Source organism: Acidovorax carolinensis (genome assembly GCF_002157145.1).
GTDB lineage: Bacteria > Pseudomonadota > Gammaproteobacteria > Burkholderiales > Burkholderiaceae_C > Acidovorax > Acidovorax carolinensis.
Map to the genome: position 1 here is coordinate 1,617,605 of NZ_CP021361.1, position 24,133 is coordinate 1,641,737.

The window sequence follows — 24,133 nt, forward strand, 5'->3', positions numbered from 1 at the left end:
CGGGAGGGGGACGCACCCAGTGGCCTGGCAAAGCCAGTTCCACGGGTGCACTGGCCTCGGCCGTGCCTGTCGCAGCTGCTGCCAACATTGGAAATAGCGACAAGTGAATTCGTCCACCAATTACGTCGGGCAAAGCCGCCGCGCGGCATGGTGCGCCGCCTGGCTGCTGCTGGCCAGCGCCGTGCTGGCCCTGTGTGGCGCCAGCGTGGGCAGCACGGGTTTCGACAGCGTGCTGCGCATGCATGGCGACCCCGTGGCCTGGCAGATCGTGTGGGACATCCGCCTGCCGCGCACGCTGGGCGCCTGGCTGGCGGGCGCGCTGCTGGGCCTGTCGGGCGCGGTGGCGCAGGGGCTGTTTCGCAACCCGTTGGCCGACCCATACCTGCTTGGCAGTGCCTCGGGCGCAGCGCTGGGCGGGGCCGTGGCCATGGCGCTGTTTGGCGTCTCGCCGGTGGCGGCCCATTGGTTGGCGCGCATCGGCATCACGGGCATGGCTTTCGTGGGCGCGGCGGGCGCCGTGGTGCTCACGCTGCTGCTGGCCAAGGGCGTGCAGCACACGCTGCGCCTTTTGCTGGCGGGCGTGATCGTGGGCGTGGTGCTGGGTGCGCTGCGCGACCTGGTGGAGCTGGCTTCGCCCGACATCCTGCAGGCCATGCAGGCTTTTACGCTGGGTAGCACGGCTTTTGTGGGCTGGATGGCCTGCGTGCTGATGGCCGTGGCCTTTGGTTTGTGCTCGGTGGTGGCGTGGATGCTGGCGCGCGCGCTGGACGGCCTGACGCTGGGCGAGGCCACGGCCGCCAGCCTGGGTTTGCCGCTCATGCCCATGCGCGCCGGTCTGGTGGCCGCCATGGCGCTGGCCACGGGCACGGCCGTGGCGCAGACCGGGTTGATCGCCTTTGTAGGGCTGGCTGCGCCGCACCTGGTGCGATCCATCGTGCGCGTGACGCATGAGCGGCACATCGTGCTCTCCAGCCTCATGGGCGCGGTGCTGCTGCTCGCGGCCGACATTCTGGCGCGCTGGCTGCTGGCGCCGCAGGAGTTGCCTGTGGGCGTGCTCACGGCGGCGCTGGGCGGCACCTACCTGCTGTGGCTCATGCACCGGCGCACATCGCAAGGTGGGGCACTATGAATTCAGTAGCTATCAGCGCTTGCAAGATAAGCGCCAGCATCGGAAATCGCTCAATATTGCAGGGCATTGACCTGCAACTGCCCGCCGGGCGCTGGACCAGCATCGTCGGCCCCAATGGCGCGGGCAAGTCCACCCTGCTCAAGGTGCTGGCGGGCCTGCTGCCGCGGGCTGCGGTGCAGGGCGATGTGCAGTTGCTGGGCCGCCCGCTGGCGCAGATCCCGGCACGCGAGCGGGCCCGGCAACTCGCCTGGCTGGGCCAGAACGAAGGCTCTGCCGACGACCTGACGAGCTATGACGTGGCCATGCTGGGCCGCCTGCCGCACCAGGCGTGGCTGGCACCGCCGGGTGCGGCCGACCACGCGGCGGTGGAGCAGGCGCTGCGCACTACGCAGGCCTGGGACTGGCGCCACCGCCCGCTGTCGCAACTGTCGGGCGGCGAGCGCCAGCGCGTGCTGCTGGCCCGCGCCCTTGCCGTGCAGGCGCAGGTGCTGCTGATGGACGAGCCCCTGGCCAACCTCGACCCACCGCACCAGACCGACTGGCTGCACACCATGCGCGCGCTGGTGGACGCCGGTGGCACGGTGGTCAGCGTGCTGCACGAGGTGTCGCTAGCGCTGCAGGCCGACGACATGGTGGTGATGGCGCAGGGCCGCGTGCTGCACCAGGGCGCCTGCGATGCGTCCGAGACCCACGCCGCGTTGGAGCAGGTGTTTGACCGCCGCATCCATGTGCGGCATCTGGATGGCATGTGGATGGCGCTGCCGTCCATACATCGCCATGACAACAAGACCAAGGAAATAGACGCATGAACATCGAATCGGGTTTTGCGCAGGTCGCGCAGTCGCTGCTGTGGCCCGTGCTGGCACTGGTAGGGCTGGCGTTTGTCTACGCGCTGTGGTCGGGCGGCGCCACGCTCATGGAGGCCTGGCAGCGCTGGCGCCAGCCGCAGTACCGCTCGCTGCGCGTGGCCCCTGGCTTGTCGATGGAAGAGCTCGAGCTGCAGCTGGTGCGCCAGGTCGAGCCCGTGCGCCTGCTCAGCCGCCTGTCGCCCATGCTGGGGCTGATCGCCACGATGATCCCGCTCGGCCCCGCGCTGCAGAGCGTGGCGGCGGGCAACGGCCAGCAGGCGCTGGTGGTGTTCAGCGGCGCGTTTGCCGGCGTGGTGCTGGCACTGGCCGCCGCGTCGGTGGGGCTGGTGGTGTACTCGGTGCGCCGCCGCTGGCTGCTGGCCGAACTGCTGGTGGTGCGCAAGGAGCGCGGGGTGGCGCAATGACCCTGAGGCACCTGAGCGTCCTGGCCGAGGACGACGACGACCCGATGCTGTCCGCCGTCAATCTGGTGGACGTGTTCCTGGTGCTCGTCGTGGCGCTGCTCACGGCCGTGGCCGTGCAGACCCAGACCAGCGCCAATGAAAGCGTCACCATCATCCGCAACCCCGGCCAGCCCGACATGGAAGTGGTGGTGCGCGAGCATGGCAAGGAAGTGCGCTTCAAGGGCGCGGGCAGCGCAGCGCAGGGCAGGGCGTGCGCGCGGGTGTGGCCTACCAGCTCGAAGACGGCAACATCGTCTACATCCCTGAAACGGGCGCTGCGCCAGCCAGTGCCTCGGCCAGCGGCGCACCCGCCACGCCATGAAGACGCTGGTCCTGCGCGTGGCACTGTGGTGTCTGCTGCTGGCTGCGCCACTGGTGCAGGCCGCACCGGCGGAGAAGGCGCACAGAGCCGACGGCGCCGACAAGACAGCGCCCGTGCTGCTGTGGCTCACCTCCGACATCACCACGGCCCGCGCACGGCCATGGTGCAGCGCCTGGCCGCCGAGGCGGGCCTGGGCTTTGTGCACATCGACTACCCGCTGGCCGGCCCGGCGGTACTGGATGCCGCCCAGGCCCAGAAGCTGGAGAGCGCTCTGGCCGGCGCTGCGCTGGTGTGGGTGGATGCGCCACATGCCAGCGTGGAGGCGCGCTTGCGCCGCATGGTGGGCGCGCAGCTCGATGTCCGCGCCGCACGCGCCCCGGGCCGCGTGGTCTGGGTGTCTGCGGGTACGCCCGTTGTTGACCTGTCTGCGCTGGAGGCTCCCGCCCGCATGGTGGCCTACCTGCAGGCGGGCGGCCCGAGCAACCTGAAGAACGCCGTCGCCCTGGCACAGGCCGTGGTGCGGGGCACAGCTCTGCCCACCGTGCCCGCGCCAGACATCCTGCCCCCCGTGGCATCTACCACCCGACGCGCCCGCCTGCTGCCCACGCCGCCGCGCTGGAGGCCTGGCGCCAGGGCCAGCCCGCGCTGCGCAGCCTGCCCGCCGTGGCCGTGCTGGTGCATCGCCACCACTTCATCGACGGCAGTACGGAGTGGCTCGATGCCTGGCTGCGCACCTTCCGCCAGCAGGGCCTGTTCGCCTATGCGGCCTTTGGCCAGCAGGTCACGGCGCAGACGCTGGCCGAGGTGCTGGAGTTGCCCCCCGTGGGCGGTGCGGGCACCGGCCCGGCCGCCTGCATGCCTCGGCCCTGGTGCTGCACCAGCTCGTGCCCCAAGCCGCCGCGCTGCAGCCGCTGCTGGCGCGCTGGGGCGTGCCGCTGCTCGCCACCCAGCCCTACCGCGCGGGCGATGCCGCTGCGTGGGAGGCCAGCGACACGGGCCTGTCTCTGTCCGATGTGCCGTTCTATCTCGCGCAGCCCGAGGCTGCCGGCGCCATCGATCCGGTCCTGGTCGCCGCCACGGCGCCGAGGGGCAAGACTTTCGCTTCATCGAGCGCCAGGCCCAGGCCGTGGCCGCCAAGGCGCGGCGGCTGATCGCGCTGCAGACCCAACCCGCCGCCGACAAGCGCCTGGTGGCCATGGTCTACAACTACCCGCCGGGTGGCACCAACTTTGGCGCCTCGTTCCTCAACGTGCCGCGCAGCCTGAAGCAGGTCTCCAGCGGCCTGGCGCAGGCGGGCTACCGCACGCAGCAGGTGCCTGAGCAGGGCTGGATCGACGGCCTCAAGCCGCTGCTGGCCGCCTACTACCCTGGCGCCGACCTGCGCGCGCTGCTGCAAAGCGGTCAGGCCGCCGCGCTGCCGCTGGCGCGCTATGAGCAGCACCTGGCCACTTTTCCAAAGGCCGTGCGCGAGCGCATGAACGCGCACTGGGGCGCCCCGAAAAGAGCCGCTACGTGGTCGAGTGGCAGGGCGAAAAGGTATTCGCCATCCCGCGCCTGCAGGTGGGCCATCTGGCCGTGCTGCCCCAGCCCCCGCGCGAAGAAACCCTGCGCCTGGGCCAGAACCCGTTCATGCACAAGAGCAAGGCGCCGCTGTCGCACCATTACCTGGCGGTGTACCTGTGGGCGCAGCGGGAGGCCGATGCCCTCATTCACTTCGGCACCCACGGCACGCAGGAATGGGCCGGCGGCAAGGCGCGTGCGCTCGATGTGCATGACGACGCGCTGCTGCCATTGGGCGACCTGCCCGTGGTCTACCCCTACATCGTGGACAACCTGGGCGAGGCCCTCACGGCCAAGCGCCGGGCCGCGCCGTGCTGGTAAGCCACCGCACGCCGGTGTTCGCCCCGGCCGGCTTCGAGGCGCGCATGGCCCACATGCACGAGGTGATGCACGAATGGGAGACGGTGGACGAAGGCCCCACGCGCCGGGCGCTCGAAAAGCAGCTGGTGGCGCAGTTTGTGGAGCACCAGCTGCACCGCGACCTGGGCTGGAGCGCTGACCGCATCGCGGCCGACTTCCACGGCTTTCTTGAAATCCTGCACCCCTACCTGGACCAGCTCGCGCAAAGCTCGCAGCCCAAGGGCCTGGCCGTGTTCGGCCGCGTGCCCGCGCCCGAGCAGCGGCTGGAGACCACCCTGCAGGCGCTGCGCAAGCCGCTGATCGAGGCGCTGGGCGAAGACATCGACGAAGCCTTCCTCATCCGGCACGATGCGGTGCTGGCAGCCCGCCCCGCACGCTGGCTGGAAGTGGCCTTGAAGGATGCGCAGGCCGCCAGCGTGCTGGACCTGCGCCCCGTGCTGCCTGCACAGGCGGCAACGCCGGGTGCGGCGGGTACATCCGACTTGGTGCGCGCCGAAGACCATGTGCCCAACCGCGCCGCGCGCAAGCCCATCGACACGCCCGCGCTGCTGCAACTGGCACAGCGCGCGCAAGAGCTGGAACGCCTGCTGGCCACGGAGGGCGAGCTGCCCGGCCTGCTGGCTGCGCTGGAAGGGCGCTACCTGCCCGCCGCCTACGGTGGCGACCCCATCCGCAACCCCGACAGCCTGCCCACAGGCCGCAACCTCACGGGGCTGGACCCGAGCCGCCTGCCCACGCGCCAGGCCTATGCCGTGGCACAGACGCTGTTCAACGACTGGTTCAAGGACTACCAGGCACGCCATGGCGGCCAGGCACCGCAGCGCATGGCCCTGTCGCTGTGGGCGGGCGAAACGCTGCGCCACCAGGGCATCATGGAAGCGCAGGCGCTGGTGGCGCTGGGCATGCGCCCGGTGTGGGACGACGCGGGCCGCCCCGTGCGCGTGGAGACCATCGCGGCCGACGAGCTCAAACGCCCGCGCGTCGATGTGCTCATGAGCATTACCGGCTCGTACCGCGACCAGTTCCCGGCTCTCATGGCGCTGCTCGACCGCGCCGTGGCCCAGGCCGCCACTGCCGAGCCCGGCAATGTGATCGCACGCAATACCGAGCAGATCGGCCAGGAGCTGCGCAAGCAAGGCGTGCCCCGGGCGCAGGCCGAGCAACTGGCGCGCGTGCGCTCGTTCGGCAATGCGGTGGGCGACTATGGCACCGGCCTGTCGGACGCGGTGCAAAGCGATGGCCTGCAAACCAACGATGCGCGCCTGGGCCAGATGTTCCTCGAACGCATGAGTCAGCCTTACCTGGATGGCGAGCCGGTGACGGGCGTTGTGGGCGGTGTGGCGGCCCAGGCATTGGGCGCCCACCTGCGCCGCACCGATGCCGCCATCCTCTCGCGCAGCTCGAACCTGTACGCCATGGTCAGCTCGGACGACCCGTTCCAGTACCTGGGCGGCCTGTCGGCCGCAGCCCGCGTGGCCGGGCGAGCGCAGGGGCTGGAGCTGCATGTGGCCCAGCTGCAGGATGCAGGCGAGCCCACTACCGAAACCGCGCAGCGCGCCATTGCGCTGGAGATGCAGTCGCGCTACCTGCACCCCGGCTGGCTGCAGGCCCAGAAGGCCGAGGGCTATTCGGGCACGCTGCAGGTGCTCAAGGCCGTGCAGTTCGCCTGGGGCTGGCAGGCCGTGGCGCCCGATACGGTGCGCAGCGACCATTGGCAAAGCTTCTACGACGTGCTGGTGCGCGACAAGCACCGGCTCGGTCTGCCCGAGTGGCTGAAGGAACACCCGCAGGCCTACGCCCAGTCGCTCGAACGCTTGGTGCAGGCGCAGCGCCAGGGCTATTGGCAGGCCGATGCCGACACGCAAAAGCAACTCGCGCAGATGTACCAGGAGCTGACGCGCGCGGCGCCGCTGGCGGCCGAGCTGCCCAGCGTGCGCCGCTGGGTCGAGCATGCCGTGCAGGGCGCCGCCCCTGCACCCGTCGGCGTGGCCGCGGCCACGCCGCGGTTGCCTGCAGCTGCGTTGGCGCAGCCCGCGCCACTGTCCGCCGATCTGCCTGCACCTGCGCCCCAGGCCAACCTCCATCCGGTCGCGCCCGATCTGCCCGCCATGGGCGTGCTGCTGGAGCGCCAGCCCGAGCGCGAAGCCACAGTGACCGAAATCACGTTGTTGGAACGCATGGCTGGCATCGTGGCGCTGCTGGTCATGGCCCTGGTGGTGCTCGCTGGCGCTGCCTGGCAGGCCCGCCGCCCATCTTCCCTGTCCCCAAAGCCGCAACGGGCCGCGATGTGACGCCCGACCACTCTGAAAGAATGAACGCCATGCAAATTGAAACACCTCCCACCGAGAAGCGCTATGAAAAACCGAGGGCGAGCGCCGTGGCCTGGTGATCGTCAACACCGGCGATGGCAAGGGCAAGAGCACTGCCGCCTTTGGCCTGGCGCTGCGTGCCCATGGCCGCGGCAAGTCCGTGAAGATCTTCCAGTTCATGAAGGTGCCCACGGCGCGGTTTGGCGAGCACCGCATGTTCGAGCAGATCGGCATTCCCATCGAGGGCCTGGGCGACGGTTTCAGCTGGAAGAGCCAGGATCTGGAGCACTCCGCACAACTGGCGCGTGACGGCTGGGAGAAGGCGCGTGTCGCGATTCTGTCGGGTGATTATTTTCTGGTGGTGCTCGACGAGATCACCTACCCGCTCATCTATGGCTGGCTGCCGCTCGAGGGCGTGCTGCAAACGCTGCGCGACCGGCCTAAAGATGTGCATGTGTGCCTGACCGGCCGCCGCTGCCCGCCCGAGATCATCGAGCTGGCCGACACCGTGACCGAGATGCAGCTGGTCAAGCACGCGTTCAAGGCGGGCGTGCCCGCGCAGCGCGGCATCGAGGACTGATGGTGACGGCGGTGGAGGGCGCAGGCAGCGCCAACCATTCCTCCCAGGCCTTTGCGCCCGGCGATGCCCGGGCCGTGTACCGGGCGATCTTTGAACGGCGCGACATGCGCCACTTTGCCGGCGGCCAGGTGGCGGACGAAACCCTGCGCCGCCTGCTGCAGGCCGCCCACCATGCGCCCAGCGTGGGCTTCATGCAGCCGTGGCGCTTCGTGCGCGTGACCAACGCCGCATTGCGCCATCAGTTGCACGATCTGGTGGAGCAGGAACGCGTGCTTACGGCCCGCGCCTTGGGCGAGCGCGAGGACGAATTCATGCGCCTGAAGGTGCAGGGCCTGCTGGATGCCGCCGAGGTGCTGGCGGTTTCGCTGGCCGATGGCCGCGCAAAGCACATCTTTGGCCGCCGCACGCTGCCGCAGATGGACCTTGCCTCGGCCGCCTGTGCCATCCAGAACCTGTGGCTGGCGGCGCGCGCCGAGGGCCTGGGCATGGGCTGGGTGTCGCTGTTCGACCCCACCGCCGTGGCCCGCGTGCTGCAGTTGCCCGAGGGTGCCGAGCCGATCGCCTTGCTGTGCCTGGGGCCGGTGCAGGCGTTTTATGCCGAGCCCATGCTGGCCCAGGCCCGCTGGGCCCAGCGCCAGCCGCTGCAGGCGCTGGTGTTCGACAATGCCTGGGGACAGGCCAGCAGCCTGTTCCCGGAAGGACCAACGCCATGAATCTCGAAGCGGTAGGGATGTTGCCCCAGTCCATGGTGGCGGCGCTGCTGGGCGCGGTGGCGCTGCTGCTGGCGGTGTGGCTGGACCGCCTGCTGGGCGAGCCGCCCGCGCGCGCGCACCCCGTGGTGTGGATGGGGCAGGTGCTGCGCTGGTGGGGCGAGCGGCTTGCGCCGCTGTCGCCCAGGTCGGCCGATTGGAAGTGTTTTTGGGCTGCAGCGCTTGTCTGGTGTGCGCTGGCAGCTATGGTTTTTGTAATCTTCTGGGGCCTGCAATGGGCCGCGCTGCAACTGCACTGGGTGCTGGCGGCGGCGCTGATGGCGCTGCTGCTCAAGCCCTTGTTTGCCTGGCGCATGCTGTGCGACGAAGTGCTGGCGGTGGAAGACGCTCTGGCCCGCTCGCTGCCCGAGGGGCGCGAGCGCCTGTCGCGCCTGGTGAGCCGCGATGTGGCGCAGCTCGATGCATTGCAGGTGCGCGAATCGGCCATTGAATCGCTGGCCGAAAACCTCAACGACTCGGTGGTGGCGCCGCTGTTTTGGTTTGCGTTGCTGGGCCTGCCCGGCGCCGCGCTGTACCGCTTTGCCAACACGGCCGATGCCATGTGGGGCTATCCGGGCATGCGCGGCGGCCGTTACTGGCAATGGGCGGGCAAGTGGGCCGCCCGCGCGGACGATGTGCTGTCGTGGCTGCCCGCGCGCATCACGGCGCTGCTGCTGGCGCTGTCCGCACGGGGCCTGCCGCTGCGCACCCTGGCGCGCCAGGCGCGCAAAACCCCCTCGCCCAACAGCGGCTGGCCCATGGCGGCGATGTCCATGGCACTGGGGGTGCGGCTGGCCAAGCCGGGCGTTTATGTGCTCAACAGCAAGGGCCGCAAAGCCGGACCGCTTGACACGCGGCGCGCGGAAAAGCTGGTGTCCACGGTGGTGATGGCGCTGGTGCCGCTGGCGGCGGTGGTTCACTGCCTGGTCGTGGTGGCGACCGGCGCATGACCAACGTGGTGGCGGTGTTGCCCATGCATGGTGGCCCCGATGCGGCGGGCGTGCCGCTGCACGATTTTTCGACCAACAGCAACGCCTGTGGCCCGTGCCCCGAGGCGCTGCACGCCGTGCAGGCGGCCGACGCCACGCGCTACCCCGACCCGGCCTACGCCGCGCTGCGCGAGGGTCTGGGTGCTTTTCATGGCGTGCCCCCGGCGCGCATCGTGCTGGCGGCCAGCGCCAGTGAATTCATTCACCGCATTACCGCGCTGGCGGCGCAGCAGGGTGCGGTGCAGGTGGCCTTGCCCGCACACAGCTATGGCGACTATGCCCAGGCGGCACAGGCGCGTGGCCTGCCAGTGGTGCGGGGCGGCGTCGTCGCCGCTGCGGGTTTGCAATGGGCCTGCGAGCCCTCTAGTCCGTTGGGCTGTACCGACCCTGCTGTGCATAGATGGCGGCATGGGGCCACCGCCCCAGTGCTGCGCGTGCTGGACTGCGCCTACGCGCCGCTGCGGCTGGACGAGGAGGGCGCCTGGACGGGCGTGCCCGCGTTGCAGCTGCCACCGGCCTGCTGGCAGCTGTGGACGCCCAACAAGGCCTTGGGGCTTACCGGGGTGCGCGCAGCCTACGCCGTGGCGCCCGCAGGCATGGATGCGCAGGTGCTGGCCCTGAATGCCCTGGCCCCCTCGTGGCCCGTGGGGGCGCATGGCGTGGCGTTGTTGCAGGCATGGATGGAGCCTGTGGTGCAGCAGTGGCTGGTGCACAGCCTGGGTAGCCTGCGCGACTGGAAAGCGCGCCAGCAGGGGTTGTGTGCGGAGTTGGGCTGGCAGGTGCAGCCCGGCAGCCTGGCCAACTATTTCTGCGCCCTGCCCAATGGCTCCCATCCGCCGCAGGCCTTCGCGCACATGCTCGACGGGCTGCGCAATGCGGGCATCAAGCTGCGCGACTGCGCTTCGTTTGGCTTGCCGGGGCAAGTGCGGCTGGGCGTGCTGCCACCCGCCTCACAGGACGCACTGGTTGCCGCGTGGCGCGCAATGGTGGCGACCCTTCCCAACCAGAAAGACATGGCATGACAACGACTGTTTCGGCTCGCCCACTGGCCCGCTGCGTGATGGTGCTGGGCACTACCAGCGGCGCTGGCAAAAGCTGGCTGACCACCGCCCTGTGCCGTTACTACAGCAACTTGGGACTCAAGGTCGCGCCGTTCAAGGCGCAGAACATGAGCAACAACGCGCGCGTGGTCGAGGGTATCGACGGCGCCTGGGGCGAAATCGGTTCCGCCCAATACTTTCAGGCCCTGGCCGCAAACGCCCGGCCCGAGGTGCGCATGAACCCGCTGCTGCTCAAGCCCGAGGCCGACACGCACAGCCAGGTGGTGCTGATGGGGCAGGTGAGCGCCGAACTCACGGCCATGCCCTGGCGCGGCCGCAGCGAAAAGGTCTGGCCGCAGATCGCCGCGGCGCTCGATGCCTTGCGCGCCGACAACGATGTGGTGGTGATCGAGGGCGCTGGCTCGCCCGCCGAAATCAACCTGCACGCCAGCGACATCGTCAACATGCGTGTGGCGCGCCATGCGCAGGCCCGCTGCCTGCTGGTGACCGACATCGACCGGGGCGGCGCGTTTGCCCACCTGTATGGCACCTGGGCGCTGCTGCCCGAGGACGAGCGTGCGCTGATCCACGGCTTTGTGCTCAACAAGTTTCGCGGCGACGCGGCCCTGCTGGCGCCCGCCCCGCAGATGCTGCAACAGCTGACCGGTGTGCCCACCGTGGCCACCATTCCCATGCAGTGGCAGCACGGCCTGCCCGAAGAAGACGGTGTGTTTGACGACCGCAGCGTTGCCGCCGGGGTGGTGACAAAAACCATTGCCGTCATCGCCTACCCGCGCATCAGCAACCTCGACGAATTCCAGCCGCTCAAGAACATGCAGGGAGTGCGCCTGCAGTGGGTGCGCAGTCCGGCCGATGTGGCGCTCCTGCAGCTCCGCGACTGGATCGTGGTCCCCGGCTCCAAGGCCACGGCGGCCGACCTGGCCTGGTTGCGCGCGCAGGGGCTCGATAGCGCCATTGCCGCGCACGCCGGGCGCGGCGGCGCAGTGCTGGGTGTCTGCGGCGGCCTGCAGATGCTGGGCGAGGCGCTGATCGACCCCGAAGGCATCGACGGCAACGGCCCCGGCCTGGGCCTGCTGCCGCTGGTCACGGTGTTCGAGCCCGCCAAAACGGTGCGCCACACCGAGGCGCGCTTTGGCCAGCTGGCGGACGGTCCCTGGGCGGCACTGTCGGGCGTGCCGGTGGCCGGCTACGAAATTCACCACGGCCAGACCGCGCAGCACACCGCCATGGCGGCCAAAGGCGACGTGGCGCGGGCGGCCATTCCCGGCCTGGCCTGGCAAAACCGCGCGGGCAATGTGCTGGGTTTGTATCTGCATGGCCTGTTTGAAGACTCGGCTGCCTTGCAGGCGCTGTTTGCCACGTCCGGCAACGCGCCCGTGCGCACGCTCGATGCCGTGTTTGACGGCCTGGCCGATGCGCTTCAGGCGCACTTTGCGCCGGGCGTATTGCAATCCCTGATCCATTCCTGAGCCATTTTTTTCATGACCTTCAACTGCACGATTCCTGTCATTTCCGACCTGCACGACACCGCGCTGACGGCGCGCCTGCAGCACCGCATCGACCACAAGACCAAGCCCCTGGGCGCGCTGGGCCGGCTGGAGCCGCTGGCGTTGCGCATCGGCCAGATCCTGGGCAGCGAGTCACCCCAGCTTGAGCACCCGCAAATGCTGGTCTGCGCGGCCGATCATGGGTTGGCGGCGCGCGGCGTGTCGGCCTACCCGAGCGACGTGACCTGGCAGATGGTCGAAAACTTTCTGGCCGGTGGCGCCGCCGTGAGCGTGCTGGCGCGCCAGCATGGCCTGGCGCTCACCGTGGTGGACTGCGGCGTGGCGCGCGACTTTGCGCTGCGCCCTGCCGTGCCCGGCCAGCCACAGCTGCTGGTGCGCAAGGTGGCGCCGGGCACGCACGACGCATCCACCGGCCCCGCGATGACGGCCGCGCAATGCGCCCAGGCGCTGGCCAACGGCATGGACGTGGTGCGCAATCTGCCCGGCAACGCGCTGCTTCTGGGCGAAATGGGGATTGGCAACACCTCGGTGGCCTCGCTGTTGCTGTCGCGCCTGTGCGGCATACCTTTGGACGAGTGCACCGGCGCCGGCACCGGCCTGGACGCGGCCGGCGTCGCGCGCAAGCGCGCCGTGCTGGCGCAGGCATTGCAGGCCAATGAGGGCGCGGTCGAACCCCTCGACGCCCTGGCCGCGCTGGGTGGTTTCGAGGTCGCCACACTGGTGGGCGCCGTACTGCAGGCTGCGTCGGAGCGCCGTGTGATCGTGGTCGATGGCTTCATCACCAGCGCCGCCGTGCTGGTGGCCGCGCGCCTGCAACCCCACGTGCTGCAGCGCTGCGTGTTTGCCCACGGCTCGGCCGAGCCCGGCCATGCGCACCTGCTGGCGCACCTGGTGCCACATCCGCAGGCCCGGCCGCTGCTGGACATGGGCCTGCGCCTGGGCGAGGGCTCGGGCGCGGCGCTGGCCTGGCCGCTGTTGCAGTCGGCCTGCTGCATCCTGCGCGAAATGGCCAGCTTCGAGGCGGCGGGGGTGGCCACGCAGTCGGCGTGATGGTTTTGACGCGGTGGTGCGCTAGCAGTAGTATTACAAATGTAATTACAAAGGCCACCATGCACACCCTCAAACTTACCCAGGTCGGCAACTCCGTCGGCGCCATTTTTCCCAAAGAGCTGCTCGCGCGCTTGCAACTGGAAAAAGGCGACGAGCTGTACGTGACAGAAACGCCCGACGGCTTGCGCATCACGACGCATAACCCCGAGTTCGAAGCGCAGATGCGCGTGGCACGCGAGATCATGAAAGAGCGCCGGGCTGTCTTGCACGAGCTGGCCAAATGAGGCGCGAATGGGTCTGGCTAGATCGCGCAGTCGTTGTCGCCATCCACGAGATGCAACTGGCCGAGCACGGTGGCGGCGCCGGCGTGCGCGATGCCGGCCTGCTCGACTCGGCCCTGGGCAAACCGCTCCAGCTGCAGGCGTATGGCGATCCACCACCTGACGCCGCAGCGCTGGCGGCGTCCTATGGCTACGGTATCTCGCGCAACCACCCGTTCATCGATGGCAACAAGCGCACCGGTTTTGTGGCTGCCGAACTTTTTCTACGCCTTAATGGGCAGGTGCTGGGGGCCGACGATGCGTCGTGTGTGCTCACAATGCTCGCCGTTGCCGCCGGCGACATGTCGGAAGAAGGCTTTGCGGCGTGGCTGCGTATGCACAGCGCTGCACGGGCATGAGAAGGTTTTGATCGATTCCAAGCCATTTATGGTTCTAGCGCTTGTGTAGCAAGCGCATGAAGCTATTGAAAATATAGCAATCAAGTGCGGGCATACCGCCATGCCAGCGCATGCACGGCGGTGTGGGCGAGGCGCCTGGAAGGCGGCCGTCACCCCGCGCAGGTCTGGTTGCGGCCCCGCTTCTTGGCCTGGTAGAGCGCAGCGTCGGCGCGTGCCAGCATGGCGTCCAGGGTGTCCGTCTGACCCTGCCAGCTGGTCACCCCGATGCTGAGCTGGCAGTCAAGCGGGTGCCCTGCCTGAAGCAGCGCGTGGATGCGTTGTGCCACATGGTGGGCTGCCGGGGCATCGGTGTCGGGCAGCAGAACCAGAAACTCTTCGCCACCGTAACGACCCAGGCGGTCTTCGCTGCGCAATGCAGACTTGGTGCACGCAGCGAAATGGACCAGCACCGCATCGCCATGCTGGTGGCCATGGGTGTCGTTCACCGCCTTGAAGTTGTCCAGGTCGAGCATCATGATCGACGGCCCGTGGCCATAGCGGCGGGCGCGGTCCAGTTCCTCCTGGCACAGCTGCATCACGGCGCGGCGGTTCAGTGTCTGGGTGAGCGAGTCGTGTGTGGCCAGGTGCTCCAGTTCGGTGCGCACCCGGTCGGTCGCCAGCAAGATGGCGCCAATGGACAGCATCAGCACCGTCATCACATACGCGCCCATGTATATCGTCTGGAAAGGTGAAGGCTCCATGACGCCGTTGCCGGCCCGGCCCATGAGGACCGAAGTGAAGCGCGCCATCAGCACCAGGATGTGCAGCGCCAGCACGACCTGCACCAGCCGTGTGGGAAAGCCCTTGCCCCCATGTCGCAATTGAAAGCGCAGGTGCGCGCCATACAGCACCGCCATCAGCAGCGAGAAGATGGCGACGCGCATTGCATAACTGGGCGTTACGTAAGTCAGCCATGTAATCACCAGCGTGGATGCGACCGCGACGCTGCCCCACAAGGCCCATCCACCACCATGTCCCAGGAATCGGCGGCTGCCGATGTAATAGACCGTGGCGCCCATCAGCAGCGCCTGGTTGGCCAGAACGACTGAGAGAAATTGGGGGAGCTCACCACGGCTGCTGAAGAGCAGCATTGACACGAGCCAGAGCACGGGAGCAGCAGCCCAGTAGTCCAGCCCGCAGATGCCAGGGGGTAATTGCTCCGCATGAACAACAGCACCACCGCCATCGTCGTGGACATGAACCCCGCCATGACAATGAGGGTGTGCGGATCGAGTTGCATCTTCCGGTAGGGGCAACAGGGACGGGCTGTAAACAAATGTTTGATTCAGTATAGCCAGACAGCCCTTTTTGGGCGAACAAATTTGGGGGGTGGCTGCCTGCGTGCGGCGGGAGTGCTTGGTTGGCTGCCAATCTCGAGAACGCACGGTCAAAAAAAGCCGCCCCCTTGCGGTGGCGGCTTTCGGGCTGTGAGCGCAGGGCTGTTCAGGCGGGGGTGGATACACGCTCCATGCGCGTCAGTGGCAGGGCTTCGTCGGCACTGGCGGCGTTCTGCATCACGAAGTTGAACTTCGTGCGCGTGAAGGGCGCGCTGATGCCCAGCGATTCGTAGCCTGCAGGCGCCACGTTTTTCTCCAGGGCCACGATCAGGCCATCGCGCGTGGCGAAGGCAAAGTCGTCGTCGATGTAAGTGTCGCCGGGGATGTTGACCTGTGTGGTCAGCGTGCGCATGCCGGGTGCCGCCACCAGAAAGTGGATGTGCGCGGGGCGGTTGCCGTGGCGGCCCAGGGCCTCGAACAGCTCGGACGTGGGGCTGTTCGGGGGAATCGCGTAGCCAGGTGGCAGGAACGAGCGAAAGCGGTACTGGCCCTTGGCTCCCGTCTCGATGCGGCGGCGCAGCTCGTAGGGCTTCATGCCGGGGAAGAAGTGCGAATAGCCGCCCAGCTCATTGGCGTGCCACACATCCACCGAGGCGTGGGGCACAGGCTGGCCGTTCAGGTCCTGCACCTGGCCCTCCATCACGAACACTTCGCCCTTGGGCTCGCCCTCATCGAGGCGCACCTCGACCTGGGACATGGGTGCACCCGCCACAAACAGCGGGCCTTCGATGGCGCGCGGCGTGCCACCTGCGCGGCCCGCCTTGGCGTCGGCCTCGTCGGCACGGATGTCGAGCAGGCGGTCAAAACCGAGGCCCGCGGTGATCAGGCCCGTCTGGCCCGCCGCGCCCAGGCGCGTGAGCCAGCCGGCGGCGGCCCAGAACTCGTCGGGGGTCACATCGAGTTCGTCGATGGTCTTGAACAGGTCGGTAACGATGCGCTCGGTGAGCTGGCGCACGCGCGCATTGCCGGGGGCGATCTTCTTGGTGTTGACCAGTGCAAGCAGTTGGGCTTGGGTGAGTTCGGACATGGATGTCTCCTCGGTGGAATGGGGTAGAATGAATGCAGGGAGGGTCAGTCGAGCTTGATGCCGCGCTCGGTGATCAGCTTGGTCCAGCGCTCGGACTCGCGGGCCAGGTGTTTGGCCAGCTCGTCGGGGGTGGAGCCCACGGGCTCGGCGCCGATGGTTTCAAAGCGCTTGACCACGTCGGGGTCTTTCATCGCGGCCAGCAAGGCCTTGTTGAGCTTGCCGACGATGGCCTTGGGTGTGGATGCGGGCATGAACACGGCAAACCATGGTGACACCTCGTAGCCGGGCACGCCGGCCTCGGCCAGGGTGGGCACCTCGGGCAGGGTGCTGGAGCGCTTGGCCGTGGTCACGCCCAGGGCGCGCAGCTTGCCCGACTGGATGTGCGGGCGGGCCGAGGTGATGCTGTCAAACATGTAGTTGATCTGGCCGCCCAGCAGGTCGGCCACCGCCGGGCCGCTGCCCTTGTAAGGAATGTGCAGCATGTCCACATTGGCCAGCGAAGTGAAAACCTCGCCCGCCAGGTGGATGGAGGTGCCGTTGCCGGCCGACGCATAGGTGAGCTTGCCGGGTGCGCTGCGGGCCGCGGCGATCACGTCCCGGGCGGTCTTCACATCGGGCTGGGTGGCGTTGGTGACCAGCACATTGGGCACCACGGCCAGCAGGCTGACGGGGCAAAGTCCTTGATCGGGTCGTAGCTCAGCTTGCCGTACAGCGGCTTGTTGGTGGCCATGCCGATTGAGGTGATCATCATCGTGTAGCCGTCGCCGGGCTGCTTGGCCACGAAGTCGGCACCAATGTTGCCACCCGCGCCAGGCTTGTTTTCGATGACGAAGGGCTGGCCCAGCGACTTGGCGGCCTTTTCGCCCAGCGTGCGCGCGATGGCGTCCATGGCGCCACCGGGCGGGAAGGGAACCACCCAGCGGATCGGCTTGTTGGGCCATTCGGCGGCCGCAGGCTGGGCGTGGGCAGTCAGGCCCAGGCCGGCCAGGGCCAGCAGGGCCAGGAGGTGACGTTTGGTGTGCATCGTGTTTGTCTCGTGGGGTTGGATTGAGGGGCTTCAGATGGCCGAAGGGTGCTGCGCCAGCGGGGTGACGGAGATCTTCATGAACGGGAACAGCGGCAGGCCTTGCAGCAGCTGGTGCAGTTCGTCGTTGGACGCCACATCAAAGATGCTGTAGTTGGCATATTCGCCCACCACGCGCCAGATGCTCTTCCAGCGGCCGTCGCGCTGCAGGTCTTGCGAATAGGCCTTTTCGCGGGCCTTGATCTCGTTGGCTTGCTCCACGGGCAAGTCGCGCGGAATGTTCACATCCATACGAACCAGAAACAGCATCGGTTTTCTCCTTAAACGGGGGTGGTGGTGTGTGCGGCCATATCAACGTGCACGGCGGTGAGGCCCTGGCGGGCGCGGTCAAAGCGCTCCAGCTGGGGCAGCGAAATGTCGACGCCAAAGCCCGGGCCGTCGGGCAGTTGCAGCTCGAAATCGACAATCGGCATCTGCTGCTCGACGATGTCGTCCACCAGCAGCTGCGGGCCGAACAGCTCGCAGCCATGGTGCTGGCCGCCCAGCGTGGAAAACACATGGGCCGATGCGGCGCTGCCCAGCGATGTCTCCAGCATGGTGCCGCCGTACCACCCGATGTCGGCCGCTTCGGCCACAGCGGCCACCTTGCGGGTGCGGATCAGGCCGCCGTGCTTGGCCACCTTGAGCGAGAACACATGGCTGGCTTTCTCGCGCGCCAGCATCATGGCGTCTTGCGGGGTGCACACGGTTTCGTCGGCCATGATGAGCGCGCCATCGAGCGTGGCCGTGAGGCTTTTGAGCGCCTCCACGTTCCACTGCGCCACGGGCTGCTCGATCAGCGTCACGCCGGCTTCGACCAGTTGCGGCAGATAACGGCGCGCGGTGTTGCCGTCCCAGGCCTGGTTCACGTCCACCGTGAGCGTGGCCTTGCCCTGCAGGCCGCGCGCGATCTGCGACACATGGGCCACGTCGGCCTCGGGTGTGCGGGCGCCGATCTTCATCTTGAAGATGCGGTGGCGTTTTTGCGTGAGGCGCAGATGGGCCTCCTGCAGGTCGCGCTCCACGTCGCCGCTGGCCAGCGTCCAGGCCAGGGGCAGGCTCTGGTGCACCTTGCCGCCCAGCAGTTGCCAGGCGGGCAGGTCGAGCGTGCGGGCCACGGCGTCGATCAGCGCCATCTCGACAGCGCTCTTGGCAAACGCATTGCCTTTGCAGGCCTTGTCCATGCGCGCCAGGGCGCCTTCAAAACCGCCCGCGTCCTGGCCGATGAGCGCGGGGGCGAGGTAGTTTTGAATGGCGTGCAGGATGCTTTCGGGTGACTCTTCGTTCCACGACGGGCCGCCAATGGTGGCCGCCTCGCCGAAGCCCGTGGCACCGTTTTTGAGCCACACCTGCACGATGACCGGACTCTGGCGGCTGATGGAGCCAAACGACAGCTTGTGCGGGCGGATCGTGGGAATGTCCAGAATCCGCGCCTGCAGGCGTTCGATGGTGAAGCGGCTATGCATTGCTGTGTACCTTTTTTGGGGACCAGAAAAATGGCGTTGGCCCATCTTGGAGCCAGCAAAAAAGGCAAGGTTAGATTTAATCCGTATGACGTTCCAATGATTTATTTGCAACTTATCATTCGATTGAATCGAACGAATAAATGGGAGCGTCCTCAATGGAAATCCGGCAGTTGCGCTACTTTCTCGACATCGCTCAGACCGAGCACCTCACGCAGTCGGCGCAGAACCTGTTTGTCACGCAGTCCACGTTGTCGCACGGCCTGCGCCAGCTGGAGCAGGAGCTGGATATCCAGCTTTTTGACCGCCTGGGCCGGGGCTTGCGGCTGTCACAGGCGGGGGCGGCTTTCCGCGTGCACGCCGCCCGCGCGCTGCAGGAGATCGAGGCCGGGCGTATGGCGCTGGCCGACATGACCGGGCTGCAGGCGGGCGTGCTCACCGTGGGCGTCATCCCCACCTTCTTGCACACCCTGGTGCCGGCCGCGGTGGCGGCCTTCAGCATGGCCTATCCCAAGGTGAACATCGTGGTGCGCGACCTGCGCGCCGGGCCCATCGAAGAGCAGCTGGTGGAAGGCTTGCTCGATGTGGGCATTGCCTTTCACCCCACGCAGCGCGAGGAGATCGAGACCGAACCCCTGTTCGAGGAGCGCATGCAGCTGGTGGTGAACCGGGCCCACCCACTGGCGCGCCGCCGCAGCCTGGCCGTCAAGGCCCTGGCCCAGGTGCCGCTGGCCATGCTGCCGCGCACGTTCGCCACACGCCGCCTGATTGACGACAGCCTGCGCGCGGCCGGCGTGCAGCCCTGGGTGCGGGTGGAGATGGAATCGGTGGAGGGGCTGATCGATGTGTGCCGCTGGGGCGAGCTGGCCTGCATCGTGCCCGAGCGCGCCGCGCGCCAGGCGCCGGACATGCAGGCCATCCAGCTGCATTCGCCGCAGATGGTGCGCCACGCCGGCATTCTGTGGCGCCGCGGCGCATCCCGCAGCCGGGCGGCCGTGGAATTTGCGGCCTTGCTCGGGCCAGAGCATCGGCTTACGGGTGGGCGTTCAAACATTTGAATGAAAATGCCTTTTGCGCTTATGGATAAAGCGCCTATAGCTATTTTAATAATAGCAATAAAGGGTTGAAAGCACGCGCTGTGCAAGCTGCGCCGATGGATCCGCTTTTGGCAGCGTCATCGGCAGCGCCGTCAGCCGGGCTAAGGCGCGCTGGTCTTGGGCTGAAAGTCGCAATACGGCGCCACCAGGCATTCCCAGCAGCGCGGCTTGCGCGCCTGGCACACATAGCGGCCCAGCAGGATCAGCCAGTGGTGCGAATCGACGGCGTAGGCGGGGGGCACGCGCTTCATCAGCTGCATCTCCACCGCCAGCGGGTTCTTGCCGGGGGCCAGGCCGGTGCGGTTGCTGACGCGAAAGATGTGCGTGTCCACCGCCATGGTGGGCTGGCCGAACGCCACGTTGAGCACCACGTTGGCCGTTTTGCGGCCCACGCCTGGCAGGGCTTCGAGCGCCTCGCGCGTGCGCGGCACCTGGCCGCCATGCTGCTCCACGAGGATGCGGCAGGTCGCCATCAGGTGGCGCGCTTTGCTTTTGTAGAGGCCAATGGTCTTGATGTAGCCCTCCAGACCCTCCAGGCCCAGGGCCAGAATGGCCTGCGGCGTGCCTGCCACCGGGAACAGCTTGCGCGTGGCCTTGTTCACGCCCACATCGGTGGCCTGCGCCGACAGCAGCACAGCCGCCAGCAGCTCGAACACGGTGGTGTATTCAAGTTCGGTGTTGGGCAGCGGGTTGGCGGCCTTCAGGGTGGCGAAAAAGGGTTCGATGTGCGCGGTTTTCATGGCGGGCAGTGTAGGGGTTGATGGTTCCAAGCTGCACGCATCCGTGCCGCATGCCAATTGGCGACAATGCGGTATTCACCGTCCACTGAAAGCACCGTCCATGCAATTTGCCGATCGTCTGAACAACGTAGAAACCTCTGCCATCCGAGAGCTCTTCAAGCTGCTGGGCAAGCCCGGCATCATCAGCTTTGCCGGGGGCTTTCCCGACAGCGCCATGTTCGACGTGGACGGTATTCGCGCTGCCAGCAATGCCGCTCTGGCCGAGGAGCCGGGTGCTGCCCTCCAGTACGGCGCCACCGAAGGGTACCAGCCGCTGCGCGAGCAGCTGGCCGCCTTCATGGCAAGCAAAGGGGCCCCGGATGTGGCGCCCGATCAGCTCATCGTCACCACCGGCAGCCAGCAGGCGCTGGACCTGCTGGGCAAGACCATGATCGGCCCCGGCGACAAGGTGATCGTCGAAGGCCCCACCTTTCTGGCCACCATCCAGTGCTTTCGCCTGTATGGCGCCGAGGTCATCAGCGCGCCCATCGATGGCGATGGCGTGCAGGTGGATGCGCTCGAGCAGCTCATTGCCGAGCACCGCCCCAAGCTGGTGTACCTGATCCCCACCTTTGGCAACCCCAGCGGCGCCACGCTGAGCCTCGCGCGCCGCAAAAAGGTGCTGGAGCTGGCCGTGAAGTACCAGACCCTGGTTGTGGAAGACGATCCCTATGGCGACCTGTATTTTGGCGAGGCGCCACCGCCCAGCCTGCTGGCGCTGTCCAGCGAGGTGCCCGGCAGCCGCGCGCTGCTGGCCCATTGCGGCTCCCTGAGCAAGGTGCTCAGCCCCGGCCTGCGCATTGGCTGGCTGATTGCCCCGCCAGAGCTGCTGGCCAAGGCCGTGATGTGCAAGCAATTCAGCGACGCGCACACCAGCACATTTGCCCAAGCCACGGCGGCGCAATACCTCAAGGCCGGCCGCATGCCCGCCACCCTGGCGAATGTGCGCAAGGTCTATGCCGAGCGCGCCCAGGCGATGTGCGACGCACTGCGCAAGGAACTGGGTGACGCCGTGGAGTTTGTGCAACCCAAAGGAGGCCTGTTCGTGTGGCTGCGCCTCACCGGTGCGGGCGGCAAAGTGGCTGATGCCAACGTGCTGGCCAAGTCCGCCATCGAAAAAGGCGTGGCCTTTGTGCCCGGCACGCCGTTCTTTGCCCAGAACCCCGACCACGCCACGCTGCGCCTGTCGTTCGCCACGGCCGATGTGGACAAGATCCGCGAGGGCGTGGCACGCCTGGCGCAGGCGCTCTGACAACGCCATGCAAGACAACAACACCCGCGATGCGCGAGACATCCAGCAGCGGCTGGAGGGCCTGGAGATCAAGGCCAGCTTCATGGAAGACCTGCTGGACCAGCTCAACCTGACTATTTACCGCCAGCAGGAGCTGATTGACCGGCTCACGCACGAGGTCATCCAGCTGCGCCAGCAGGCGCCCGAAGGCGGCTCGAACGGCCCGCGCAACCTGCGCGACGAATTGCCGCCGCATTACTGAACCTCGGGCCCAGGATCGTGTACACGGTTCGACAGGACCCGGAACAACCCCCAAGCTGCCTTCATGACTTCTTCCGCCAGCATCGCGCCGCCACCGGGGCAGGCGCTGTACCCCCACCTGCTGGCACCGCTGGACCTGGGCTTCACCACCATCCAGAACCGCGTGCTCATGGGCTCCATGCACACGGGGCTGGAGGACGGGCGCGACCTCACGCGCATGGCGGCGTACTTCCGTGAGCGGGCCGAGGGCGATGTGGGGCTGATCGTGACGGGCGGCTTTGCGCCCAACATCGCGGGCTGGGCCAAGCCGTTTGCGGGCACGCTGGCGACCTCGGGCGCGGCCAAACGCCACCGGGTGGTGACCGACGCGGTGCATGGCGCGGGCGGCAAGATCGCGCTGCAGATCCTGCATACGGGCCGCTACGCCTACCACCCGCTGGCCGTGGCGCCCTCGCGGCTGCAGTCGCCCATTTCGCCGTTCACGCCGTTTGCGCTGTCGGCGCGCGGGGTGGAGCGGCAGATCCGGGCGTTTGTGAACTGCGCCGTGAAGGCGCGCGAGGCGGGCTATGACGGCGTGGAGGTGATGGGATCGGAGGGCTACTTCATCAATCAGTTCCTGTCGCAAGCCACCAACCTGCGCACCGACGCCTGGGGCGGCGACTACAGCCACCGCATGCGCCTGCCGGTAGAGATTTTGGCCCGCATGCGCGAGGCCGTCGGGCCGGACTTCATCATCATTTACCGTCTGTCGATGATCGACCTGGTGCCCGGCGGCAGCGCGTGGGATGAAATCGTCACGCTGGGCAAGGCCGTGGCCACGGGCGGCGCGAACATCGTCAACACCGGCATCGGCTGGCACGAGGCGCGGGTGCCCACCATAGCCACCAGCGTGCCGCGCGCAGCGTTTGCGTGGGTCACGCAGAAGATGAAAGCCGAGTTCGCGGCGGCGGGCATCACCACGCCGCTGGTCACTTCCAACCGCATCAACACGCCCGAGGTGGCTGAAGCCGTGCTGGCCGACGGCTGCGCCGACATGGTGTCGATGGCGCGGCCCCTGCTGGCCGACGCGGCCTTTGTGAAAAAGGCGCGAGAGGGCCGGGCCGACCGCATCAACACCTGCATCGCCTGCAATCAGGCCTGCCTGGACCATGTGTTCCAGAACAAGACCAGCAGCTGCCTGGTGAACCCGCAAGCCTGCCATGAGACGGAGCTGGTGTACCGGCCGACCTCAGCGCGCAAGCGCATTGCCGTGGTGGGCGCAGGACCCGCGGGCCTGACGGCCGCCACGGTGGCGGCCGAGCGTGGGCACGAGGTGCATCTGTTCGATGCCGCTGTCGCCATCGGTGGCCAGCTCAACATGGCCAAGGTGATTCCGGGCAAGGAAGAATTCCATGAAATGCTGCGCTACCTGGCCACGCGGGTGGAAGACACGGGTGTGCACCTGCACCTGAATCAGCGCGTGCAGGCCGCCGACCTGGCGGGCTGCGACGAGGTGGTGATCGCCACGGGCGTGGAGCCGCGCGACCCCAAGATCCCCGGCCAGGACCACGCCAAGGTGCTGAGCTACATCGACGTGCTGCGCCACGGCAAGCCGGTAGGCGAGCGTGTGGCCATCATCGGCGCGGGCGGCATCGGCTTTGATGTGGCCGAATTCTTGACACAGGGCGATCACCCGTCCACCACGCTCGATCTGCCCGCCTGGAAGGCCGAATGGGGCATCACCGACCCGGCCGAAGCGCGCGGCGGCCTGGCCCCCAACGGCCCGCGCGTTACGCCCCCTGCGCGGCAAGTGACGCTGCTGCAACGCAAGAAGGGCAAGCTTGGCGCCGGTTTGGGCAAGACCACCGGCTGGATCCACCGCACCACGCTCAAGATGAAACAGGTGCAGATGGTGAGCGGCGTGAACTACGAGCGCATCGCCGATGAGGGTCTGCTGGTGTCCTACGGTGACCAGCGCGAGGACCCCACCTGGATCGCCTGCGACACCGTGGTGCTGTGCGCCGGACAGGTGCCGCTGCGCAGCCTGGCAGAGGCGCTGGAAGCGGCGGGCCGCAAGCCGCATCTCATTGGCGGCGCGCTGGAGGCGGGCGAGCTCGATGCCAAGCGCGCCATCGACCAGGCGGCGCGGCTGGCGGCACGGCTGTAGCCCCAAGCCATTGCGATGCGCGGGCCGCAGTAACATGCAGTGCCGGTCTGGGCAGAGGGTGCCGGGCCGGTGATTTCCGCCC

Annotated in this window: 20 protein-coding genes and 5 pseudogenes; 19 read left to right on the forward strand and 6 right to left on the reverse strand. The window is 67.9% G+C overall.

What is annotated here, in order from left to right; all coding sequences use genetic code 11:
• Positions 1–103 precede the first annotated feature (103 nt).
• The 15 genes and pseudogenes from CBP34_RS07625 (at position 104) to CBP34_RS07685 (ending at position 13,608) form a co-directional block, all read left to right on the forward strand.
• Entirely contained in the window at positions 104–1,129 is a 1,026-nt protein-coding gene (locus CBP34_RS07625; protein ID WP_094097684.1) for a FecCD family ABC transporter permease, read from the forward strand.
• A complete protein-coding gene (locus CBP34_RS07630) occupies positions 1,126–1,938 on the forward strand; it encodes an ABC transporter ATP-binding protein (RefSeq protein WP_094097685.1) in 813 nt (270 codons plus the stop codon). The genes CBP34_RS07625 and CBP34_RS07630 overlap by 4 nt, the downstream gene beginning before the upstream one ends.
• Positions 1,935–2,402, forward strand: coding sequence for a hypothetical protein (locus CBP34_RS07635; RefSeq protein ID WP_094097686.1), 468 nt, complete (start codon positions 1,935–1,937; stop codon positions 2,400–2,402). Before CBP34_RS07630 ends, CBP34_RS07635 begins: the two co-directional genes overlap by 4 nt.
• A 44-nt stretch (positions 2,403–2,446) precedes the next feature.
• A pseudogene (locus tag CBP34_RS20335) lies at positions 2,447–2,560 on the forward strand (DUF2149 domain-containing protein); the annotation flags it as partial.
• 92 nt (positions 2,561–2,652) lie between these two features.
• Positions 2,653–2,763 (forward strand): hypothetical protein, encoded by a 111-nt coding sequence (locus CBP34_RS20340; RefSeq protein ID WP_335622273.1) that lies wholly within the window; start codon positions 2,653–2,655, stop codon positions 2,761–2,763.
• A 573-nt stretch (positions 2,764–3,336) separates the two neighbouring features.
• Positions 3,337–3,492 (forward strand): annotated as a pseudogene (locus tag CBP34_RS20345) (hypothetical protein); the annotation flags it as partial.
• Between the two features lie 200 nt (positions 3,493–3,692).
• Positions 3,693–6,974: pseudogene (gene cobN / locus CBP34_RS07645) on the forward strand (cobaltochelatase subunit CobN).
• Between the two features lie 29 nt (positions 6,975–7,003).
• A pseudogene (gene cobO / locus CBP34_RS07650) lies at positions 7,004–7,572 on the forward strand (cob(I)yrinic acid a,c-diamide adenosyltransferase).
• Positions 7,572–8,285 (forward strand): 5,6-dimethylbenzimidazole synthase, encoded by a 714-nt coding sequence (gene bluB / locus CBP34_RS07655; RefSeq protein WP_094097687.1) that lies wholly within the window; start codon positions 7,572–7,574, stop codon positions 8,283–8,285. The pseudogene cobO and the gene bluB overlap by 1 nt, the downstream one beginning before the upstream one ends.
• Positions 8,282–9,271 carry an adenosylcobinamide-phosphate synthase CbiB gene (gene cbiB / locus CBP34_RS07660; protein WP_208616378.1) on the forward strand — a complete coding sequence of 330 codons (990 nt, stop codon included), beginning with the start codon at positions 8,282–8,284 and terminating at the stop codon, positions 9,269–9,271. The genes bluB and cbiB overlap by 4 nt, the downstream gene beginning before the upstream one ends.
• Positions 9,268–10,332, forward strand: a complete 1,065-nt coding sequence (locus tag CBP34_RS07665) for an aminotransferase class I/II-fold pyridoxal phosphate-dependent enzyme (RefSeq protein WP_236748533.1) — start codon at positions 9,268–9,270, stop codon at positions 10,330–10,332. The genes cbiB and CBP34_RS07665 overlap by 4 nt, the downstream gene beginning before the upstream one ends.
• 38 nt (positions 10,333–10,370) lie before the next feature.
• Complete coding sequence (locus tag CBP34_RS07670) at positions 10,371–11,840, forward strand: cobyric acid synthase (RefSeq protein ID WP_086927087.1); 1,470 nt, start codon at positions 10,371–10,373, stop codon at positions 11,838–11,840.
• A gap of 12 nt (positions 11,841–11,852) precedes the next feature.
• A complete protein-coding gene (gene cobT, locus CBP34_RS07675; RefSeq protein ID WP_094097689.1) occupies positions 11,853–12,929 on the forward strand; it encodes a nicotinate-nucleotide--dimethylbenzimidazole phosphoribosyltransferase in 1,077 nt (358 codons plus the stop codon).
• Between the two features lie 59 nt (positions 12,930–12,988).
• The gene (locus CBP34_RS07680; RefSeq protein ID WP_086912047.1) at positions 12,989–13,213 is read left to right on the forward strand and encodes an AbrB/MazE/SpoVT family DNA-binding domain-containing protein; all 225 of its coding nucleotides are present in this window, start codon (positions 12,989–12,991) and stop codon (positions 13,211–13,213) included.
• Positions 13,210–13,608 (forward strand): type II toxin-antitoxin system death-on-curing family toxin, encoded by a 399-nt coding sequence (locus tag CBP34_RS07685; RefSeq protein ID WP_094097690.1) that lies wholly within the window; start codon positions 13,210–13,212, stop codon positions 13,606–13,608. The genes CBP34_RS07680 and CBP34_RS07685 overlap by 4 nt, the downstream gene beginning before the upstream one ends.
• 149 nt (positions 13,609–13,757) lie before the next feature.
• Here CBP34_RS07685 and CBP34_RS07690 read toward each other — a convergent pair whose 3' ends face one another.
• The 5 genes and pseudogenes from CBP34_RS07690 to CBP34_RS07710 all read right to left on the reverse strand — a co-directional run bounded on the left by CBP34_RS07690 (position 13,758) and on the right by CBP34_RS07710 (position 18,540).
• Positions 13,758–14,738, reverse strand: coding sequence for a GGDEF domain-containing protein (locus CBP34_RS07690; RefSeq protein ID WP_236748534.1), 981 nt, complete (start codon positions 14,736–14,738; stop codon positions 13,758–13,760).
• 352 nt (positions 14,739–15,090) lie between these two features.
• Positions 15,091–16,011: a dioxygenase family protein gene (locus CBP34_RS07695; RefSeq protein ID WP_094097691.1), complete on the reverse strand. Its 921-nt coding sequence runs from the start codon at positions 16,009–16,011 to the stop codon at positions 15,091–15,093.
• Positions 16,012–16,055: 44 nt separating this feature from the next.
• Positions 16,056–17,035 (reverse strand): annotated as a pseudogene (locus CBP34_RS07700) (Bug family tripartite tricarboxylate transporter substrate binding protein).
• Positions 17,036–17,068: 33 nt separating this feature from the next.
• Positions 17,069–17,344 carry a muconolactone Delta-isomerase gene (gene catC / locus CBP34_RS07705; protein ID WP_005799879.1) on the reverse strand — a complete coding sequence of 92 codons (276 nt, stop codon included), beginning with the start codon at positions 17,342–17,344 and terminating at the stop codon, positions 17,069–17,071.
• An 11-nt stretch (positions 17,345–17,355) separates the two neighbouring features.
• Positions 17,356–18,540, reverse strand: coding sequence for a muconate cycloisomerase family protein (locus CBP34_RS07710; protein ID WP_094097692.1), 1,185 nt, complete (start codon positions 18,538–18,540; stop codon positions 17,356–17,358).
• A 155-nt stretch (positions 18,541–18,695) separates the two neighbouring features.
• Here CBP34_RS07710 and cynR point away from each other — a divergent pair, with 155 nt between their 5' ends.
• The gene (gene cynR, locus CBP34_RS07715) at positions 18,696–19,595 is read left to right on the forward strand and encodes a transcriptional regulator CynR (protein WP_094097693.1); all 900 of its coding nucleotides are present in this window, start codon (positions 18,696–18,698) and stop codon (positions 19,593–19,595) included.
• Between the two features lie 140 nt (positions 19,596–19,735).
• Here the strand turns inward: cynR and nth are convergent, their stop codons facing one another.
• Positions 19,736–20,374, reverse strand: coding sequence for an endonuclease III (gene nth / locus CBP34_RS07720; protein WP_094097694.1), 639 nt, complete (start codon positions 20,372–20,374; stop codon positions 19,736–19,738).
• Positions 20,375–20,474: 100 nt separating this feature from the next.
• Between nth and CBP34_RS07725 the strand changes: the two genes are divergently transcribed.
• The 3 genes from CBP34_RS07725 (at position 20,475) to CBP34_RS07735 (ending at position 24,051) form a co-directional block, all read left to right on the forward strand.
• A complete protein-coding gene (locus CBP34_RS07725; protein WP_094097695.1) occupies positions 20,475–21,665 on the forward strand; it encodes an aminotransferase-like domain-containing protein in 1,191 nt (396 codons plus the stop codon).
• A gap of 7 nt (positions 21,666–21,672) precedes the next feature.
• Positions 21,673–21,906 carry a SlyX family protein gene (locus CBP34_RS07730; RefSeq protein WP_086912056.1) on the forward strand — a complete coding sequence of 78 codons (234 nt, stop codon included), beginning with the start codon at positions 21,673–21,675 and terminating at the stop codon, positions 21,904–21,906.
• Between the two features lie 63 nt (positions 21,907–21,969).
• Positions 21,970–24,051, forward strand: coding sequence for an NADPH-dependent 2,4-dienoyl-CoA reductase (locus CBP34_RS07735; protein WP_094097696.1), 2,082 nt, complete (start codon positions 21,970–21,972; stop codon positions 24,049–24,051).
• Positions 24,052–24,133: the final 82 nt, after the last annotated feature.